The organism is Luteimonas sp. 3794, from assembly GCF_031456825.1.
GTDB lineage: Bacteria > Pseudomonadota > Gammaproteobacteria > Xanthomonadales > Xanthomonadaceae > Luteimonas.
In genome coordinates this window covers 348,451-366,970 of sequence record NZ_JAVDVJ010000002.1, presented here as the reverse complement: position 1 = coordinate 366,970, position 18,520 = coordinate 348,451, and the positions used below count along the sequence as shown (strand labels likewise).

General features: G+C 62.7%; 15 protein-coding genes. 2 read left to right on the top strand and 13 right to left on the bottom strand.

The window, feature by feature from the left end; translation table 11 throughout:
- Window position 1 precedes the first annotated feature (1 nt).
- The 6 genes from J2X52_RS05295 to J2X52_RS05270 form a co-directional block, all read right to left on the bottom strand.
- On the bottom strand, window positions 2-805 hold the full coding sequence (locus J2X52_RS05295) for a hypothetical protein (RefSeq protein ID WP_310149768.1): 804 nt from the start codon (window positions 803-805) through the stop codon (window positions 2-4).
- Complete coding sequence (locus tag J2X52_RS05290) at window positions 802-2,538, bottom strand: AAA family ATPase (RefSeq protein WP_310149765.1); 1,737 nt, start codon at window positions 2,536-2,538, stop codon at window positions 802-804. The genes J2X52_RS05295 and J2X52_RS05290 overlap by 4 nt, the downstream gene beginning before the upstream one ends.
- Window positions 2,539-2,540: 2 nt before the next feature.
- Window positions 2,541-4,304 (bottom strand): restriction endonuclease subunit S, encoded by a 1,764-nt coding sequence (locus tag J2X52_RS05285; protein ID WP_310149763.1) that lies wholly within the window; start codon window positions 4,302-4,304, stop codon window positions 2,541-2,543.
- Window positions 4,301-7,039 carry a type I restriction-modification enzyme R subunit C-terminal domain-containing protein gene (locus J2X52_RS05280; RefSeq protein ID WP_310149760.1) on the bottom strand — a complete coding sequence of 913 codons (2,739 nt, stop codon included), beginning with the start codon at window positions 7,037-7,039 and terminating at the stop codon, window positions 4,301-4,303. The genes J2X52_RS05285 and J2X52_RS05280 overlap by 4 nt, the downstream gene beginning before the upstream one ends.
- Before the next feature lie 355 nt (window positions 7,040-7,394).
- Window positions 7,395-7,646 (bottom strand): helix-turn-helix transcriptional regulator, encoded by a 252-nt coding sequence (locus J2X52_RS05275; protein WP_310149753.1) that lies wholly within the window; start codon window positions 7,644-7,646, stop codon window positions 7,395-7,397.
- Window positions 7,647-7,736: 90 nt separating this feature from the next.
- Window positions 7,737-8,003 (bottom strand): helix-turn-helix transcriptional regulator, encoded by a 267-nt coding sequence (locus J2X52_RS05270; protein ID WP_310149750.1) that lies wholly within the window; start codon window positions 8,001-8,003, stop codon window positions 7,737-7,739.
- Between the two features lie 175 nt (window positions 8,004-8,178).
- Between J2X52_RS05270 and J2X52_RS05265 the strand changes: the two genes are divergently transcribed.
- Both J2X52_RS05265 and J2X52_RS05260 read left to right on the top strand, forming a co-directional pair.
- Window positions 8,179-10,692: a TonB-dependent receptor gene (locus J2X52_RS05265; RefSeq protein ID WP_310149748.1), complete on the top strand. Its 2,514-nt coding sequence runs from the start codon at window positions 8,179-8,181 to the stop codon at window positions 10,690-10,692.
- A 55-nt stretch (window positions 10,693-10,747) separates the two neighbouring features.
- Window positions 10,748-12,820: an Atxe2 family lasso peptide isopeptidase gene (locus J2X52_RS05260; protein ID WP_310149745.1), complete on the top strand. Its 2,073-nt coding sequence runs from the start codon at window positions 10,748-10,750 to the stop codon at window positions 12,818-12,820.
- Here the strand turns inward: J2X52_RS05260 and J2X52_RS05255 are convergent.
- The 7 genes from J2X52_RS05255 to J2X52_RS05225 form a co-directional block, all read right to left on the bottom strand.
- Window positions 12,811-14,526, bottom strand: coding sequence for an asparagine synthase C-terminal domain-containing protein (locus J2X52_RS05255; RefSeq protein WP_310149743.1), 1,716 nt, complete (start codon window positions 14,524-14,526; stop codon window positions 12,811-12,813). The two genes, J2X52_RS05260 and J2X52_RS05255, sit on opposite strands and share 10 nt — an antisense overlap.
- Complete coding sequence (locus J2X52_RS05250; protein ID WP_310149741.1) at window positions 14,526-15,140, bottom strand: lasso peptide biosynthesis B2 protein; 615 nt, start codon at window positions 15,138-15,140, stop codon at window positions 14,526-14,528. Before J2X52_RS05250 ends, J2X52_RS05255 begins: the two co-directional genes overlap by 1 nt.
- Window positions 15,141-15,245: 105 nt before the next feature.
- Complete coding sequence (locus J2X52_RS05245) at window positions 15,246-15,395, bottom strand: hypothetical protein (protein ID WP_310149738.1); 150 nt, start codon at window positions 15,393-15,395, stop codon at window positions 15,246-15,248.
- Between the two features lie 40 nt (window positions 15,396-15,435).
- Window positions 15,436-15,576, bottom strand: a complete 141-nt coding sequence (locus J2X52_RS05240; protein WP_310149736.1) for a hypothetical protein — start codon at window positions 15,574-15,576, stop codon at window positions 15,436-15,438.
- A 155-nt stretch (window positions 15,577-15,731) separates the two neighbouring features.
- Window positions 15,732-16,352, bottom strand: coding sequence for a GntR family transcriptional regulator (locus tag J2X52_RS05235; RefSeq protein WP_310149733.1), 621 nt, complete (start codon window positions 16,350-16,352; stop codon window positions 15,732-15,734).
- A 413-nt stretch (window positions 16,353-16,765) separates the two neighbouring features.
- A complete protein-coding gene (locus tag J2X52_RS05230; protein WP_310149730.1) occupies window positions 16,766-17,521 on the bottom strand; it encodes an ABC transporter permease in 756 nt (251 codons plus the stop codon).
- Window positions 17,502-18,428: an ATP-binding cassette domain-containing protein gene (locus J2X52_RS05225; protein ID WP_310150275.1), complete on the bottom strand. Its 927-nt coding sequence runs from the start codon at window positions 18,426-18,428 to the stop codon at window positions 17,502-17,504. Before J2X52_RS05225 ends, J2X52_RS05230 begins: the two co-directional genes overlap by 20 nt.
- Between the last annotated feature and the right edge of the window lie 92 nt (window positions 18,429-18,520).

Here is an 18,520-nt window from a genome sequence, read left to right as displayed (position 1 = left end):
TTCAGGCTTCCAACAACTTTTGAATCCAAGGATGGTCGGCGTGTCTTTGACCCCTGAGAAGGAAAATCATCTCCCCGCTGTAGGGTGCTTTGCGGCCAATCGCACGTTTGATCTTTCTAGCGACGGACGTGAACTCATCGTCCATGCCTGGTTGACCGAACAAACGCTTGGCTTGCTCTACATCAGACGTCAATCGCACGGCCGCTGCGTGTCGCTGCTTGCAGGTTGGCTCGTAGTCCAAATGGTAGATTCCGATCGACTCTTCCGCCCGAAGGCGCTCGGCCTGGTTTGTGCTGGTGGGACACGGCTTTCCGTTCTCCTGCCGACAGCCAAGTAGTTCCCAATCGTGCAGCTCGCAAGGATCGAGCAGCATCGGCGCCTCTTGGCTCAATGGCCCTGGTCCGTATAGACGATTGACCTCCACTACCAAGGGAAATCTGTCCGCTTTGCCTCCGGCCGATCCGTTCGCCAAGTCCTTACGGCGGCTGTTGCAGAAGGTGCACGCGTATCGGAAGTTGCGCTGCCAGAACGCCAGCCATCGATATCCGCTATGCGGGGAGGCGGCATCACTTACGCGGCCCTTTGGGCGGAAATGGTCGACGGCATTGTCGGAACGATCAACCGGCGATTCGCAGTACCAGCACTTCTTTTCGGGTAGCAGCGCAGCCAAGCAATCCTTGAGCTCACGCCAGACCTCGGCGTGATCGTTTGGATCTGCGCCGGCCGCCACAAGATCGGCCGCCTGAGCCGCACGCTCTAGCCAGCCCTCAGGCAATTCCAACTCGTCGTGATCGATGTACCTCATTGGCCAAGCACCTCCACTTGCTCTTGGCCTTCCGCAAGCAGCTCCCCAATAAGCTTTTCGGCGAGATCCTCGCGCTCCTCGCGACCCATATCGACTGCCGCCCTTGCGACCGCGACCGGATGGACCACATTGAAGCGGGCTTTCAATGCTTCGTTGCGGAGCCGGATGTACCTCGAAAACTCATCATCGGGGTGAAAGAACCTGAACCCGAGGCGATCCAGTTCTGCATTGACCATATCTAACTCTCGCTGCTCGTCCTCCGTCAGGACTTCCTTGGCCGAAAAGGCACGCTGCATTTCTAAGAGGAGCTGAGTTGGTCGATCAAGTGTGGAGGCAATTCCAAACATGTCGCTCGTCACAATCGCGGCATAGCCCATACCACGCGGCGACATTTCCGGATAGCACGCAACTATGCGTCGCTGCTCCGCCTTCTGAGACTGAGCCATCCGCAGAATTTGCACCTGCTCTCTGTCCAGCTCTGCAATAGCAAGAGGGTTGTGCGTGGTTAGCAGGACATGACTGGTCTCTTGTGAGCCTCCCTCCGTCGATATGAACTTTTTAAGATAGGAGATGTAGTCCACACTCCATCGAGGATTCAAATGGGTGTCAGGCTCATCCAACAGGAACAGACTCTCGGCTTCGGCGGTGAAACGCAGCAACCCAAGGACCGTTAGCAGCTGTTGCTCGCCCTCACTCAACTCGCGAAAGGTCACGCTGCCGTCATTCTTCTTTAGGCGCACCCGAATGCGCACCTCTTCAATCAGTTCTGACACGTAGGTGCTCTCCAAGTCCCTAAAAAACTGGGCAGGGGCTTGATCTCCCACCAAACGGCGAAGCGCGTCTATGTCCTTGACGTACAGATACTTGAACTGAAGTGCTTGCTTGTTCCATAGCGACGTCGAAACGCGGCGACTGATGTCAACCGGAGCCAAGGCTATATCGTAGAGACGCGACAGGAAGTTGCTTACGACACCGCGCGCATTCCAGAACCTAGAATCACCATCGATCGCCTTTGACTTCCATGGTGGCTGCCGGAGTATGAACAGTACGGATTCGATTCCTTCATCGGGATCTAGGCCAAGATGATCGTCCAGAAATGTCCTAACTACCTCTGATTGGTGAATCAGGAATGCTAATAAAACGAACTGACTATGCACCGGCATGGCATAGAACAGGCGTTTGAGGCCGGGGTCTTCGCCATTTCGCAGCTTCCCATCGAAGTCCTCGAGGTAAGGGCGAAACACCTCGTGCATACGCGTACTTTCGCCCGAGTAGTAGCTAAAGACGTAGCGCGGCAAATGGAGCCCGTCGTCAGCAAAAAAAGGCGTCAGCTTGATGCGCTTACCCTGTAATGCCGATACCTCCGGCTCGCGCTCGATGAGGGAAACCAGCGTACCTTCGCCTCTGGCTTGCGCATCCGCGGAGACATGAATGAGGAGTGGTTCATTGATTCGGTCTGGATCCGCGTCGATGTGGATGTGTCGGAGACTATCTCCAGCCCCCATGCGATAGGCCAACTGAAAAGCAAAGGCCGGAACTCGCTTCCGGGCAATCAGGTCGCGAAAGATGATGGCCAGCGCTTCAAGCACATTGGACTTGCCGGTACCGTTCCACCCAATCACCACTGTCACCCAGTGATCCTGATCGAAGTCGATCGTGACGTTCTTCAGGTTTTTGAATTGGTGTGCAGGGCTGTCCTTGGCACTGCCGATGGTGAATTTGTCCAGACGCACGGTCAGGCAGCCTGCAATTTAAGTCGGTCGTACAGCTTGCGGCCCTCTGAATCGGCTACCGCTTCCACTGCTAGGCGGCCTGCCTTTTCTAGGCTGCGCAGCTCTGCATATAGAGCTTCAACCTGGTCTGTTTGTGCGCCATCGGCCACACCGCAGAGGCGAAACAGCTCCTGCGCTGGCATCCAGTCATCCGCCTCGGCGAGCACGTCTATCAGTTTGCGTGCCACGGCAATCTCCTTCTGCTGTTCTTGTTTGCGTCCCTTCGGTCGCTTCTCATGCGCTTCTCGCTTAGCACGGACACGAGCTAACAGCGCGCCGGCGGGTTCATCACTCGGGTCTTGCGGAACTAGCTGACCGGCAAAGGCAGCCTTTAGAATGTTCTTGCGTTGTGCAGCTGAGAGTGAGAAGCCCATTTCAATTGTTGACCTCTGGACGTCGCAAGACTCCAATGATTCCGCAAGCATGCTGAGCATATGAAGCTGCTCGGACTTCGGCGGCAGTGGAACTGGAATCGACCGGATGTTTCCAAGAGTTATTCTTGGCCGCCCGACGCCCTTTATCAGTCGCTCGACTTGCTTTCGAGTCGGCTCTGAGTTGAGAGCTACTACCAAAAAGTCTGCCGGAACAAGAGCAGCATTGATTCGAACTCTTGCGCAATCTGCCTTTACGATTGCAGGGGCGATGCCTGCCGGTACGGAGCATGCACGGGGCAAGATCTCGCCCAGCATCGCGACAACAACATCGCCATCAACTACCGCGTGCTTCTTCAACTTTTCGTAGTGCTTCACGGAAATGTGTGCGCGTGCATCCTGAAAGCGTCCGTCGCCTATGTTCTGAAGACGGATTACTCGGGGACCCGATTCAGTGTAGTGCTCAGACTTCAGGTTCGAGCCGAATGGTCCGTCCGTGATTCCATCTTCATCAATGGCACATTGGTCGACGGTTGCCCAAGCCCACCCTCCAGGTAGCTGCGGTAGGTGCGTCATATTGGGGGTGACGGGTTCGGGGTACTTGGCTCGCCACCCGTTGGGCGGTGGCTTGCCTTGCTCGGCGAACTTGGCGAGTTGCTTTTTTTCCCAGCGGGCGCGGCGTTCGGCGAGGATGCGTTGCAGGAGTACGGCGCCGGTTTCCTCGGGTTCGCCACGGGCTGCGCGCCAATCGGCCGTCAGGGCGCCTTCCATTGCGGCCTTCAGAAGCGAGTGGCGGTACTGCGTCAGCTTGCGCTGCGCGGCCTTAAGTTCGGCCACGGCGGCGTCAAGGTCTGACAGTAATTCTTCTAGCTTCTCGGCCAGCCGCTGTTGCTCTGGGAGGGGAGGCAGCGGGATTCTATGGGCCATGAATGGCCCGCGATTGATGTGCTTCATGGTGCTTCCATGAAGATGTTCCGAATCTAGCAGCTGATCGATGGCCACTTTGAGCCAATAAAATAGGAATGTCCGGTCAACTAGATTTTCGTCAGGAACGACTTTGAAGATGTGTTGATTCACGAGCGCAGGTTCGCGATTCCAGAGAAACACATCCACAGTTGCCGACCAGCTCACCAGTAATCCTCCGGTCCCGACGCAAAAGTCGTCCGGAACCGCTAGCGACGTCCGATTCAGCGGCTTTTCTGGGTCGGTTAGATTCTGGATTCGTACGATCGGGCGCCCAGTTGGCTCGCGATGTTCGGGTTTGAAGGCGAACCCGTTGATGTACCGGCCAGTATCCCCGACTGTCGCCCAGCACCAGCCATTTGGAAGCTCAGGCTCCGCCTTGTTACTGCTCAAGCCACCAACTCCTCATTCATCTCGGCCAGCAGTTCATCCAGCTGGCCATCAAATACTGTCCACGCCTTCTGTAGTCCGCCCTTGCCGGCCAGCTGTGCGTAGTCGAAATCGTCGCGCTCGATGCGGCAGCTGCTGGCGATGTGGTCCTTGACCAGCCGCAGCCACTCCATCTGTTCCGGCGTGAAAGCCGTCGCGCGGCGGGCATTGTGCCGGAAGATCCAGTCCTGGAAGCGCTTGTCCACGTGCTCGGCAAAGGGCCGCAGTTCCTCGTCCATCCCCAGGGCGAAGCGCACCAGCGAGACCAGGTCGGTCAGCTGCCGGCGCACACCGCCGCCACGCACCTTGCTCTCCTGTACGCGGGCATAGGCCGACCACAGTTTTTCCGTGGTCAACATCAGGGGCGGGCGCTGCAGGGCGTCGTGCAGCTCCTCGATCATGTCCAGGGTCAGTTCGCGCCGGCGGTAGGGCTGGGCGTAGAAGAAACCCAGTGCCGCGATCTCGCCGCGGTGGGCTTCGAGGAACTCGCGGAAGCGGCCCACGGCGGCCTCGGCATTGGCCTGCGCCTGCGCGGCGAACTCGCTGCGGGTCACCGAATCGAGGTTGAGGTGGTCGATCAGCTGTTCGCGCTCACGCCGGGCGGACTCGATCAGCTCGCGCAGCGCCGGGTTGTCGAAAGGCTGGCAGGCGGCATCCACCCGCTTGCGGCGGGCGGCTTCCAACTCACCAGGCGTCAGGGTGTCCTCGCTGCGGGTGATGCCCGCCGCCCTGGCGGCGTCCAAAGCGTCGGCCGTCACCCGGTCCGGGTCTAGCGCCTGCACCAGGCCACGCGCAAGGTCCGATAGGCCGGTGCCGCCGCTGGTCTGTTTGATCTTCGCTAGGGCCTTGTCGTCCAGCTGCTTAGCCAGGCGGACCAGCCGGTTGCCAAGGCTGAGCACGGTGTCCTCGTCGCGGGCGCCCACGGCCACGCCCTTGAGCAGGCTGTCGAGGCTGAGGCCGGGCTTGCGCTCCAACGGCCGGCTTTCAGTCTTGAGCGATTTCTCCACGCCCACGGCATCGATCAGAACGAAGTGGGTCTTGGCGCCCTCGGCGGAGTTGCTGACCTTCTTCAGCGATTCGGCGTCGAGACTGCGCACGCCACGGCCCTTCATCTGCTCGTAGTAACCCTTGCTGCGCACGTCGCGCATGAACAGCAGCACTTCCAGCGGTTTGACGTCGGTACCGGTGGCGATCATGTCCACGGTGACGGCAATGCGCGGGTAGTAGTCGTTACGGAAGCTGGCGAGCACGCTGTCGGCGTCGTCGCCGGGCACGGGCTTGCCGGTGTCCGGGTCGATGCCGGCACGGTAGGTGACCTTCTTGCAGAACGCATTGCCCTCGCCGTAGATCTCGCGCACGGTGCGGATGATGTCGTCCGCGTGGCTGTCGGTCTTGGCGAAGATCAGGGTCTTAGGCGTTTCCTTGCGGCCGGGAAAAATGGCCGTCTCGACGGCGGTCTTCATCGCCTGGATCACCTGGCGGATCTGGCTGGGGTTGACCACGGAGCGATCAAGCTCGGTGGCGCCGTAGGCGGTGTCTTCCTCGGTCTGGGCCCAGCGCTTGGCCCGGGTTTCGCGGTCGCGGTGGTCCACCCATTCGCGGGCCTTGAGTTCGGCGCCCTTGGCGGTGATCTCGGTCTCGATCTCGTAGACGTCGTAGCCGACGTTGACCCCATCCACCACGGATTGCTCGTAGCTGTATTCGGCCACCACGTTTTCGTTGAAGAAGCCGTAGGTGCGCTTGTCCGGGGTGGCGGTGAGGCCGATCAGGAAGGCGTCGAAGTAGTCCAGCACCTGCTTCCACAGGTTGTAGATGCTGCGGTGACACTCATCGATGACGATGAAGTCGAAGGTCTCGATCGGGACCTGCGGGTTGTACTGCACCAGCCGGGCCTGGGTATCGGCCTGCCCGAGTTCGTTGAGCGAGATGTCCTCGCTGGCATCGGCCAGCTCGGTGCCCGACAGGATCGAGTACATGCGCTGGATGGTGCTGATGCACACCTGCGCGTGCGGGTCGATATGGCTGCTGGACAGGCGCTGGACGTTGTACAGCTCGGTGAACTTGCGGCCGTCGTCCGGTGGCGTGTACGCCATGAACTCCTGATGGGCCTGCTTGCCAAGATTGCGGGTATCGACCAGGAACAGGATGCGCTTGGCGCCGCCGAACTTGAGCAGCCGGTAGACCGAGGTGATGGCGGTGAAGGTCTTGCCGGCGCCCGTGGCCATATGGACCAGTGCGCGCGGCCTGTTTTTCGCCAGCGACTTCTCCAGGCCGGTGACTGCGTTGATCTGGCAGTCGCGCAGGTTGCGCTCGGGCAGCGGCGGCATCTGCGCCAGGCGGCGGCGCAGGGTGTCGGGCCGTGCGGCCCATTCCGCGAGCGTCTGCGGCCGGAAAAACTGGAACAGCTCGCGGGCCCGGGGCGCGGGGTCGGCACCGTCGGTAAAGAAGATGATCTGGCCGGTGCTTTCGTACAGGAAGCGGAGCGGCTGGTTGCCCTTGCGCCACTTCAGGGTGGCATTGGCGTAGCGCTCGGTCTGCGCCTCGTGTTGGTGGAGGCTTCCGCCGTCCTCGTCGCGCTTGGCTTCAATCACGCCTACGGGCGTTCTATCGACGAACAAGATGTAGTCGGCTGGGCCAGTGTCGGTGGGGTACTCGCGGACTGCAACACCCGGGCCTGCGCCTAGGTTGAGCTGCTTCATGTCCTGGACGCTCCAGCCAGCCGCTTGCAACTTGACGTCGATCAGACTTCTGGCTTTGATTTCAGGCGTCATTTGGCATCCCCTGCCAGCGTCGAGCTCGCAGGCAATGATACGAGGGATCGATACCTGGGCGAAGCGTACTCAACTTCGCGAAGAAGTGCCTCAGCGCGCGCGGAGAATTTGAAAAGAGGTGCACAGCTCAGAACTTGGCAGGCGCCTCTAAGCCCAAGGTCTTGCTCGGCTGAAGAAGATCAAGAAGATCACCGGGCTTCAGCATTCTGGCGACCTGACATGCATGCCTACGCCGATGTTTCATCCGAGCACAAAAAAGTCCCTAGGTCGGGGAGAACGCAGATCAGGATGCATCGAGTTCCTTCTCGAACCGCCGCACGAAGCCGGTGAGATCCCGCTTGCAGGCGCTGCAGTATTCACGCAACTGAAGCAGGTCCAGCCGCCGTACGCCGCGCTCGACATCGCTCACGTATGACTGAGGCCGATCCAGTGCGGCTGACAGCTCCGTCTGCGTCAGGTCAGCCTTGACCCGCATTTCGCGGAGCAGCTCAAGCAGGACCTGATACTCAGGCTTGTGGATCGACTTCGGAGACATGCGGCTTCACAGAAAAAAGGCCGCACGAACCGTATATCCGGTTTTTCGTTATCCGAAAAACGGATGCATCGATGCGCTGTAGAACTTGACCTATGGGAGCGGTTGGCTCGCTTCAGCAACGGCTTCTTCGAACCTCCCGACGAAGACCGCGAGGTCCAGGCCACAGTGCATGCAGTGGTCACGCAGCTGCAGCAGGTCGAGTCGACGTTGCCCTCGCTCAACGCTGCTGACGTATGACTGGGGGCGGTCCAGCAGCTCAGCCAGCTCCGATTGATCGAGGTCGGCCTCCTTGCGAATTTCGCGAAGGAGTGTGGTGAGGACTTTGTTCTCCGGCCGGTAGACAGACTTCTTACCCATTTGTGGCGTCCCAAGTTGAAGGCCACACCGAAGCTATATCTGCTTTTCAAATATCCGAAAAACGGATACAGTCCGCCTCGGGGCGTCCTCAGGTGTGTCTACTAGCCGGGCAGAGCAGTCTCTACGGCGCCCTCGAATGCCTGCGCGGACGCACTGACAGCAACGGAGATGCCGCATGCTTTGGGACAGGGTGGGGAGCGAGTGTGGGACTGGCTCCAGGGACATACATGGAGCACAAGCAGGGAACGGTCAGGGCGGCCCGGTATCGGCGGGCCCGGTGAGATGGAGCGCGATCACGGCATCCCGCGGGGCCGGTGAGGAAGGGCGTTGGAAAGCAAAGCGGCAGCAGAACGCACTTGCGCTCGCGATCGTAGCGGCGCTTTCAGTCATGTCGCCCTCCGCGGTAGTGGCCCAGCAGCGCCAAGACGTTGATCATCAAGGGGACAGCAGCGAGACTGAGACCGAGGCTGTCCAACTCGACACGATCCTAGTCACAGGCACCCGAATCCGCGGCGGCACGACGCCATCGCCGGTGGTCACCATCGGCAACGAGCGCATCCAGGAAGAGGGCTTCGCGGATCTGGGCGAGGTGATCCGCAGCGTGTCGCAGAACTTCTCCGGGGGCCAGAACCCCGGCGTGTCCAGCGGCAACCTGGCGGGCGCGGGCAACGCCAACCAGAACATCACGGGCGGATCGTCCCTCAATCTGCGCGGCCTGGGCGCCGATGCCACGCTGACGTTGCTCAACGGACGCCGCATGGCCTATGGCGGCTACACCCAGTCAGTGGACATCAGCGCGATTCCGTTGGATGCGGTGGAGCGGATCGAGATCGTTGCCGATGGCGCTTCGGCCATCTACGGCTCCGATGCGGTGGGCGGTGTAGGCAATGTGGTGCTCAAGCGCGATTACGACGGCGTGGGCGTCGGCACGCGGTTCGGGTCCGCCACGCAGGGCGGTCTGGCCACCCGTGAGTACACGGTGGCCGCCGGCACCACGTGGGCCAGCGGGGGGCTGATTGCCACATACAAGAATGCCTCGGTGGATCCGATCTACACCGATCGGCGCGCCTATACAGAGCAGTTGGTGGACCCGTCGACGCTCTATCCCGGCAGTGATCTGCGCAGCGGCCTGCTGAGCGCGCATCAAGCGCTTGGTGAGACCGCCGAACTGCGCGTGGATGCGCTACGCACCGAGCGCGATCAGCTGCATTTCTACAACTGGGCGGGGCGAAACAGCCGGGTGATGCCGAGTAGTGTTTCAACGCTGGTCGCACCCGGACTCGACGTCTGGCTGCCGGGCGATTGGAGTCTGTCGCTGAGCGGTGCGTTCGGGCGTGGCACGCATGATCAGGTCCGCCGGGAGACGGTGGTGGCGACAGGCGCGGTGAACCTCATTGACCAGTGCTACTGCAATGAGAGCCGCAGCTACGAGCTTGGCGCGGAAGGGCCGTTGTTCGCATTGCCCGCGGGGGATGCGCGCGTCGCGGCCGGTGTGGGGTATCGGCGCAATACGTTCCAGAACCTCAATAACCTCACGGGCGCGGTGATCATCGATGGGCGTGAAAGCGCGCGCTTTGCGTATGCGGAGATTGATCTGCCGCTGGTGGCGGCGGGGCAGGGCGTGCGCGGCGTGGAGCGGCTGTCGTTCACGGCCGCCGCCCGGCGCGAGGACTACAGCAGCTTCGGCGGGGTGACGACGCCGAAGCTTGGCCTCATCTACGCGCCCAGCGCGGAGTTCACCTTGAAGGCGTCCTGGGGCAAATCGTTCAAGGCGCCCACGCTGTTCGAGCGCAGCTACGCGGCCAGTGCCTATGTGGATTTTGCAAGCGGCTTCGGCGGCAGGGGCTCGCCGGCCGATGCCACCGTGCTGGTGCTGAGCGGCGGCAATCCGGATTTGGATCCGGAACGCGCCCGCACCTCGTCCGTGTCGCTGGCGTATCACCCGCAAGCGGTGGACGGGCTGGAAGCGGAACTGACGTGGTTCCAGGTGGACTACCGGGACCGCGTGATCCAGCCGCTCGCCAATCCTTCGCAAGCCTTGAGCAACCCGATCTATGCGCCGTTCGTGCAGCGCAACCCGGATGCAGCGGCGCAGGCCAGCCTGATTGCCGGCGCGAATGCGTTCTACAACTTCATCGGCAGGCCGTACGACGCGGCCGATGTGGCCGCCATCATCCGTACCGAGTACGCCAACGTGGCGCAGCAGGACATCCGCGGCGTGGATCTGTCGGGCTCGTACCGGCTGGCCTTCGCATCGGGAACGCTGACGTTGCGTGGCTCGACGAGCTGGCTGGACAGCACGCAACAGACCATTCCCGGCCAAGCCCCGTTCGCTGTGTCCGGCACGCTGTTCAACCCACCGAAGCTCAGCAGCCGCGTGGGTGGCGTGTGGAGCCGGGGCGGGCTGTCGGCGTCGCTGTTCGGCAACTACCGCGGCGGCGTGACCAATCGCTTGGATGACGTGAGGTCGGCCTCCTTCACCACGTTGGATACCACCGTGCGTTACATCACGGGCGACGGCGCTGGGCTGTGGTCAGACATGGACTTCGCGTTGTCGATCGACAACGCGCTGGACCGCGATCCGCCGCTGTATCAGGTGGCCTCGCCGCTCTACGTGGCGCCGTACGACTCCACGAACTACTCGCCGATCGGCCGGTTCGTGAGCCTGGCGATCTCCAAGCGCTGGTAGCCGGCTGCGATCGGTCAGGGGCCGGTCGCGAAGCAGTCTCGAAGGAGAACTTCTGATGTTGAGTACTGATTGGAGGCGCCGGTGTGCCGGCGTCCTGGTGGGCTTGTGCGTTTTTTCCAGCCCCGCGCTTGCGGTACCGCCGAGAGCGCTGCTGGAAGTTGTCGATTTCTCTGGTGTGAGCGTGTCGCCGGATGGTGCGCACGTTGCGTTCCGGACCGAGCAAGCATCGGTGGAGCGCAACGTCTACGACACGGTCTGGTATGTGCAGGGACTCGCAGAAGCCACGCCCCGGCGAGTGGCCGATGGGGGCGCGCTTTCGCACCAGACGGCGGGGAATCCTGTGGAAGCGCATGCGACCTGGTCCGCCGATGGGCGATGGATCTATTACCTGGCGAGGATCGACGGGCGTACTGATGTCTGGCGCGCCGCTGCAAACGGGGCGAGGGCCACCGCGGTCACTCAGGACGCGGCGGATGTCCGGGCCTTCGAGCTCAGCGAGGACGGCTTGCATCTGAGGTACAGCGTTGGCGTGACCCGCGAGGCGGTGATCGCTGTAGAGCAGGCGGAGTACGACCAAGGCATCCGTATCGAGGCGGATGTGCCTGTCGGCCAAGGCCTGTTCCGCTCAGGGAAGCTGGAAGGTCGTCTGGCGACGCAGCGTTTCGGTGAGGCGTGGTTCGACCGCAGATTCCTGATGGACACCGAGCCTGATCATTGGCATGAGTTGAATCTCGCCACGGGAGAACGACGGGCATTGCCAGGCTTCACGCCGAAAGGCGCGCCGGCCCCGGTTCTGCCGAAAGGTGTTGAGGGGGATCCCTTGACGGCCGTGCGCCAGGCTCACGGCGACAAGGTGGCTGCGTTGACGCGCACTGGAGATCAGACGGGACGAATGGTGCGGCCAGATGTGCTGCTGTCGGTGCTTTCTGGCAATGACCGGGCGGCGACGCACTGCGCATCGCCTCTCTGCACCAAGCAGCCCATTACCAGCGTGCAGTGGCGTCCGGGACACGACGAAGTGGTGTTCACCATCACGGATCCGCAGACGCTGGCGCAGTCACTGAATCTCTGGAACGTGGCTACGGGGAATGTGCTGCCTGTCGCCAAGGCGGGTGGTCTGCTCGGTGGCGGACTGTATCCCTCGATGCCTTGTGGGCTGTCCGCCGATGCGGCGATCTGCATCAGCGCCGAGGCTGACCAGCCGCCTCGGCTCGAGCGGATCGCTTTGGCCGACGGGTCGCGACATGTGTTGTTCGACCCGAATGCTTCGCTTGCTCGCGACATCGCCCAAACCACGCCAGCCCGCCTGCTTCGATGGACCGATGAGAGCGGCTTCGAGTACGCGGGCCACTTCTATGCGGCGAAAGGTAGCGGCCAGCAGCCTGCGCCGCTCTTCGTGACCTACTACAGCTGTCCGGGCTTCGTGCGCGGCGGCGTGGGCAACGAGTGGCCGATGGCCTCGCTCGCGAACGCCGGGATTTCAGCGCTCTGCATCAACCAGCGCCCCGGCTTCGCCGTCGACGCGGTCGCGCGGCATCAGTACGGGCTGGAAGCCACACGCCGTGTGGTCGACCTGCTTTCAGAAGCGGGTGTCGTCGATCGCACCCGCGTTGGCATGGGCGGCTTGAGCTTCGGCAGTGCGGTCACGCTCTGGACGGCTACCGAATCCGACCTCCTTGCCGCCGCGTCGGCCGCGACCCCCGTGGTGTCGCCGCTCTACCACCTGTTTGCCAGCCTAAAGGGGAACGCCTTCTCTGAAGGTCTGCAGACGCTTTGGCAACTGGGCGCACCTGAGGAAACGCCAGATCAATGGCGAGCGCTCTCGCCGGTCTTCAAGCTCGATCGGCTTCAAGCGCCGGTGCTCTTCCAGCACTCGGAGCAGGAGTACTTGTACGGTCTGGACTACATGATCCCGCTGCTGCGGGCGCAACGCGCGGAGCTGTATGTGTTTCCGCATGAGCCACACCAGAAGTTCCAGCCGCGGCACAAGCTGGCGGTGTACGAGCGCAACCTCGACTGGTTTCGCTTCTGGCTCAAGGACGAACAGGATCCCGCGCCGGACAAGGCCGCGCAGTACGCGCGATGGGAGGAAATGCGGGCCAAGCGGGACGCGCGGGATCAGCCCTGATGACGCACCCAGTTCTCGGCTGCGCAGAGCTCAAAGATGCGCATGAAGGTGGTCTCGCGTTGGGCGAGGTCCCGGCCCAGGAAGCGGAGCAGGGCGCCGGTGTCCAGCAGGCCACGGCTCGCGAGCACACCCGACATCAGGTATTCGCGCAGCTGGGCCTTGTTCCGATGGAAAACGGCACCGGAGTAGTTCATGAAAGTGCCCTTGCTGCGTCTGTGCAGGATTGCGGGCGGAAGCACATCGGCGAAGGCGTCGCGCGCCACTGCGCGGTTACGGCCGCCAGCGATCCAGAGCCAGCTGGGAACTCGCAGGCAGTTCTCTACGACGGGCTGCGACAGGAGCGGCATGCGCAGGTGACGCTCTGCACTTCGGGCGAGACCGTCGCGGAAGATCTGCGTGCCGGCCAGGTCGAAGATGCGCTCGCGGTCGCCAGCAAGCGCGCCCGACGGCGCGGCATGCCAGGGATGGGGCACGAAGGCCTCTTGCTCGGCGGCGCTCGCGAGAAATGAGAGATCCGGATCGCGTGGCGGCCTGGGCGGGGTCATCAGTTTTCTGGCGGTCAATCGACCGGCTTTCCAGACAGTGCATTGATGCAGTTCTGCGAGGTCGTGGACGGCGCGGAGACCAGTCGACAATCCTCGGGCGCGGAAAGCATCGGCCGCGGGCGCGGCTGTTCGGGTGTATCCGAAGATGGTGTCGCCGCCACCGCCAGAGAAGTAGCTATGGGCACCGACGCGGGCGCCGATCGACGCCTTCAATGCATTGGATGCGTGCTGCAGAAACCATGTACTTGGCGCCACGGCCTGTGCCGGCGGCGGCTCGTCCAGGTAGGTGTTCTCGAAGCCCAAGGTATCGACGTGCAACTCGGCGCCGATCGCATCCGCCATCGGAATCGCGTACTCGCGCTCGTCCGCACCGGGCACCGGCGTGATCAGATTGCAGCAGGCGATGCTGGCCCGTGAACCACCGATGGCCGCCGCAACGATCGAAGAATCCAGACCGCCCGACAGCTCCAGCAGTACGTGCTCGTCAGTTTCGGCCCACCGTTTGGCGACAGCACCTACCGACTCGCGGACTGCCTTCTGTGCCGCTTCCGCCTGCGTGTACCGCCGCTCGGGGGCGACGAAGATCCAGGGATCCCAGACCTGCTCCAGGGTGCTCTCGACTCGATGTAGATCCAGGCGAAAGCCCGGCAGCAGGTGATGCAGGCCAACGAAACCGGTGCGCCCCGTCTTCAGGTGTGGATACACCAGATTGTTGAGGATGAAGTCCCAGTCGACGGACTTCTCGAATAGCCGTGCGCGTGCCGCTGCTGAAATATCGGATGTGATGAACCCTCGTTCGGGTGCGTAGAGGCAGTCGAGTCCGCCTGAAGGGTCACGCATCGACATGACGACGCCCGGCGTATCACCGGATGCCAGAAGCACGTACTCGCCCCAGCATTCGTCAATCAGATAGCGGATGACGTTGCGCAAGCTGGAAGCGGGCAGTCGGTCGGGCGTGATCTGATCGTTCGTGCTTCGGCAGAACACATGGCCGATCAATACGCTGTTGCCGGCATGGATCTGCACAGGCGTTTGTGAGGATGCGTAAATGGTGAGGCCGGGCAGGGACGCTCGAAGCGGCAAGCCGAGCGTCGACAAGCGCGCCCCGGTATCGGGCGAAACGCCCGCTGCGTCCGTGCGCACCGCGATATAGCGGTACATCAGACCACCCGAATCACGGTGTGCGCGTTGACGTTGCCCACCGAATCGTTGAGGACCAGATCGCCCGATTGCACCCAGCAATGCGCCGAGAAGGGGTTCACGGCGACGCCGAACACGATGTAGGCGGGCAGGCCTCTCCGCCGAAGGAACCGGGTCATTGCAATGGAGTCGACCAAGCAGCGCATCGCGACCGGCGCATAGAGGCGCGCGCGGCGAAACTGAGCAGCGGAGTCGAGCAGACGCTGCGTCTTGAGGCCGGGCAGCTGGTCAGTCCCGGGGCCTCCGATCTGGGGGCCAAGGGCGGCCAGAATGTGGCGGAGTGGCTTCTTCTTGAGATCCCGTCGAGCGCGCAGCGTGGTGAGCAGCACCTCGGCGCTGGTCGCCAGACTGAGGCGCACGGGATGCTCGAGCATCTCCATTGCGCTGCGGGCGGGAGGCTCGGCAATCGTCCATCCAACTTGGTGGCCATGTGAGCCAGGTACCAGGATGTTCCGGCGGCGCAGCTCGTCGATCAGCGTCGATTCGCTCTGCTTGCCATCCATGAAGTTCGCGAACGCGCGCTCCAGATCAGGCGGCAATCGGAAGTAGCGGTCCTGCATGACATCCAGGAACACGACATCCGTGCCAATCCGACAGCACGACAGATCGCCTCGCAAAGTGCACGTTGTCATTTCAGCCACCAGAAAAAAGGGCGCACCGTGCAGGTGCGCCCCAGTTGCTCAGTCTTCGGAAATGCCGGCGGTGGTGATGCCGCCCATGTCTTCCCCGGTATTGCGTACACCGTGGGTATCGACACTTGCGATGCCGAGAACCTCGATACCGCTTTCGGCATTCACAGCACGGACTGCATTGCTTGCGTTGCTGTCCATTGTTGCGATCTCCTGTTCGAACGCGCGATGCGGACTCGGGTCAGTCTTCGGAGATTCCGGGACTGGCGGGCCCACCGATTTCCTCACCGAAGACGGCGGGGCCTGCGGTGTCGAGGCTTGCGATGCCGACCTCGATCACGTCGTTCTGCAGTTCGCGATAGCTGTTGTCGTTGGTGTTCATCACTGTCTCCTTCGTTGTGTCATGGACGTCCCATGACGGAGTCAGTGTTGAAGCGCGAGATTTGTGTTCTCAAATAATTTCTATTGTGTATTTCCGATATTCCCTGGAACTGTGATGCGCGTTGCGCGCATGCGCGTTCAAGTCCGGCGGGGCGCTCAGCGCAAGGCGTCGTGTGCGTCGTTCAACAGCTCCACGATAGCCGGTACCAGCTGGCGGCGGCGCGCGTGGTAGGCACGCAACGCGGACTTCAGACGTGCGATGTCCGCGCGCTCCCAAACGCTGACCAGTTCGGCGAGTTCTGCGTGCGCATCTCGCACGATCGCCTTCTTGGCCATACGGATGGGTGCGAGCCGGTCATTGGCGAGTTGCACGATGTGCTGCAGGTCCCGCAAAGGCGTACGGCGCGCGATGGTGTCGAACAATTGCCAGGTCGCCTTGGCCGTGCCCTCGGGTGGCTCGGGGACGGCGTGCCTGCGGCCGTTGGGCGATGCGCCCTTGTCGCAGGCATTGAGCAACAGCAGTTCCATGCACTCGTAATGGCCGCGCAGTGCGGCCTCGGTCGGCAAGGGCATGTAGAACCCGTCGCGCCCTCTGTCATTGACGAGGCATTCGCCGTGCAGGCGATGCAGCGCGGCCCGCACCGGGGTGAGACTGGCGTCGAACTCATCCGCCAGCGCGGCCGGCTCGAGGCGCTGGCCGGGTGCGAAACGTCCGCACTGCAATGCACGCCTGAGCTGTCCGTACAGGCGCGTGCTTTTCGACTGGCTCGCGATCATCGCGGCCCTCCATGTCTGTGTTTCTCCAGGTCCCGCAGTCGATATTACATTTGTGTGACGGTGCTGCAACGCGCGCCGGCGGAGCCTCGGCCTCGCGCCCGTCTCGCAAGCATGCGGCAGCGAGTCCGGATTTCACTCCAATCGAATGCTTCGGATCGCGCTGGCTGAGGTCTGCTTTCGGCCAATAGCAGACATCGGCTCGGTGGCTGCTTCCGACCCAAAGCGGACGTGTCATAGCACTGCTACGTGTGAGAAAGATGACCTCAGCGATACATGCTTGCTCGGCGCCAGACCGTTCGACGGGTCGATCCTGCAAAGGGAGAGCTGATGCTCGCGGCTCGACCGCCACTGCACGACGTGGACCCGCGGCACGCGCGAGCGGACCCGACCCCCGCGGGGGGATCGTATGCATGTCAACCGAGCGGTCGACGCGCCAGATCCCACGCCATGGCGGCAGTGCAGGCCGCGCCGCCGGCGATGCCGATGACGAGTGCGATGGTTACGGCAGAGGGGTCGGCCGCCAGCGCCGTGGCCGGGATGAGCCAAGGGAAGTAGGGGCCTAGCTCAGAGCCCGTGGCTACGACCGCGACGAATGTGCCGCCGATTCCCAGCGCCAGGGGCGGCACGAAGCTCCTCCAGCGCAGCGCGGCCCATAGCTGGATCGCGACCAGTAACCAGGCGCTTGCGTAGATGCGTAACAGCACCCTGAGCAGTTCGCCCCATCCGAGGGGGCCGGTCAGCCCGCGGTCGGGCGTGATGGCATCACTGACGAACCCCAGCAGCGGCGCCAGCAGTGCCAGTACGATGGTCATGCCCGCGCACAGCAGCATCACCACGCTCGCCTTCGCGAAGAAAACGTGCCTGCGCGGTATCGGCAGCGCGAGCAGGTGATTCCACATCCGCGGCCCATGCTCCATCTGCGCGACCAGCACGGTCAGGGCCGTGACGGTCATAGGCAACATGAAGAATGCCCACGTGGCGGCGTTCCCCATCAGGTACATCCGCCATGGCGTATCGCCGCCGCCATGCCGATTGAAGATCAGTGCCATCAGAACGGCGACGACAACCGGCGCGACGAGGCACAACAGCAGCGCCAGCGAGCCACGCAGCTTGGTGAATTCGGCGCGCAGGCAGCGCGACAAGGTGTGCTCAGGCAGCGGCGGATACATCGTCGCGATCTCCGGTGGCGTCGTGAAAGAGAGCTTCGAGGCGAAGCGTGCCCGGGCCCAGTCCGTGCACCGGGATGCCGTGGCGGACCAGAAGCGCGTTGAGGTCCGCGGCCTCCGGCGCACCTTCGCGACACGGAACGATCAGCCGCATGCCATCGGTGCGCACCACCATTCCAGCCTGACGCAAGATCGCGGCGGCTTTGTCCGGTTGCGCGGTGTCCACCTCGATCGCACTGCGGTTGCGTCGCCGCAACTCCTCGATCGGCGCCTGTAGCACGAGCCTTCCCTCGTGCATCAGCCCGACGTGGGTCGCGATCTGGTCGATCTCAGTCAGTGCGTGACTCGAGACGAACACGGTCGCGCCTTCGCGCTCGGGCAATTCGCGAAGCAGCTGACGCATGTCGCGTACGCCGCGCGGGTCGAGCCCGTTGGTGGGCTCGTCGAGGACCAGTAGCCGCGGTCGGGCGAGCAGGGCGCGGGCGACACCGAGGCGTTGACGCATTCCGAGCGAATAGTCGCCGACACGCCGGCCGGCATCGGCGGTCAGGCCGACGATGTCGAGTGCACGATCGACCGCGTCACGCGCCAGCTCCAGCAGGCCTGCCGTGAGCCCGAGGTTGTCGCGTCCGCTCAGGTGGTCGTAGTGGCCTGGCGTCTCCACCATGGAGCCAATCAGGCAGGCCGCGCGCCGCCGGTCGCGAAGCGCATCGAGTCCGTGGATCTGGATGCGGCCTGCGCTCGGGCGGAGCAGGCCCAGCAGCATGCGGATCGTGGTCGTCTTGCCGGCGCCATTACGGCCCAGGAAGCCATAGACCGCGCCGGCGGGGACGTGCAGGTCGACATCCTGCACGGCGTGCACCCGGCCGAAAGTGCAGGTGAGTTCGCGGGTACGGACAGCCGGTTCCATGTTCAATCCATCCTGGCGGTATTATTTAAGCTATTCCTAAATAAATTTAACTGCAACCTAAATTATGGATGCCACTTCGAGCTCCCCCCTAC

Excerpts from the sequence above, each read along its gene's own strand:
- J2X52_RS05245 (WP_310149738.1), bottom strand. The coding sequence starts at position 15,395 with ATGGACAGCAACGCAAGCAATGCAGTCCGTGCTGTGAATGCCGAAAGC.
- J2X52_RS05240 (WP_310149736.1), bottom strand. The coding sequence starts at position 15,576 with ATGAACACCAACGACAACAGCTATCGCGAACTGCAGAACGACGTGATC.
- J2X52_RS05280 (WP_310149760.1), bottom strand. The coding sequence starts at position 7,039 with ATGAAGCAGCTCAACCTAGGCGCAGGCCCGGGTGTTGCAGTCCGCGAG.
- J2X52_RS05265 (WP_310149748.1), top strand. The coding sequence starts at position 8,179 with ATGCTTTGGGACAGGGTGGGGAGCGAGTGTGGGACTGGCTCCAGGGAC.
- J2X52_RS05230 (WP_310149730.1), bottom strand. The coding sequence starts at position 17,521 with ATGTATCCGCCGCTGCCTGAGCACACCTTGTCGCGCTGCCTGCGCGCC.
- J2X52_RS05255 (WP_310149743.1), bottom strand. The coding sequence starts at position 14,526 with ATGTACCGCTATATCGCGGTGCGCACGGACGCAGCGGGCGTTTCGCCC.
- J2X52_RS05235 (WP_310149733.1), bottom strand. The coding sequence starts at position 16,352 with ATGATCGCGAGCCAGTCGAAAAGCACGCGCCTGTACGGACAGCTCAGG.
- J2X52_RS05260 (WP_310149745.1), top strand. The coding sequence starts at position 10,748 with ATGTTGAGTACTGATTGGAGGCGCCGGTGTGCCGGCGTCCTGGTGGGC.
- J2X52_RS05270 (WP_310149750.1), bottom strand. The coding sequence starts at position 8,003 with ATGGGTAAGAAGTCTGTCTACCGGCCGGAGAACAAAGTCCTCACCACA.
- J2X52_RS05275 (WP_310149753.1), bottom strand. The coding sequence starts at position 7,646 with ATGTCTCCGAAGTCGATCCACAAGCCTGAGTATCAGGTCCTGCTTGAG.
- J2X52_RS05225 (WP_310150275.1), bottom strand. The coding sequence starts at position 18,428 with ATGGAACCGGCTGTCCGTACCCGCGAACTCACCTGCACTTTCGGCCGG.
- J2X52_RS05295 (WP_310149768.1), bottom strand. The coding sequence starts at position 805 with ATGAGGTACATCGATCACGACGAGTTGGAATTGCCTGAGGGCTGGCTA.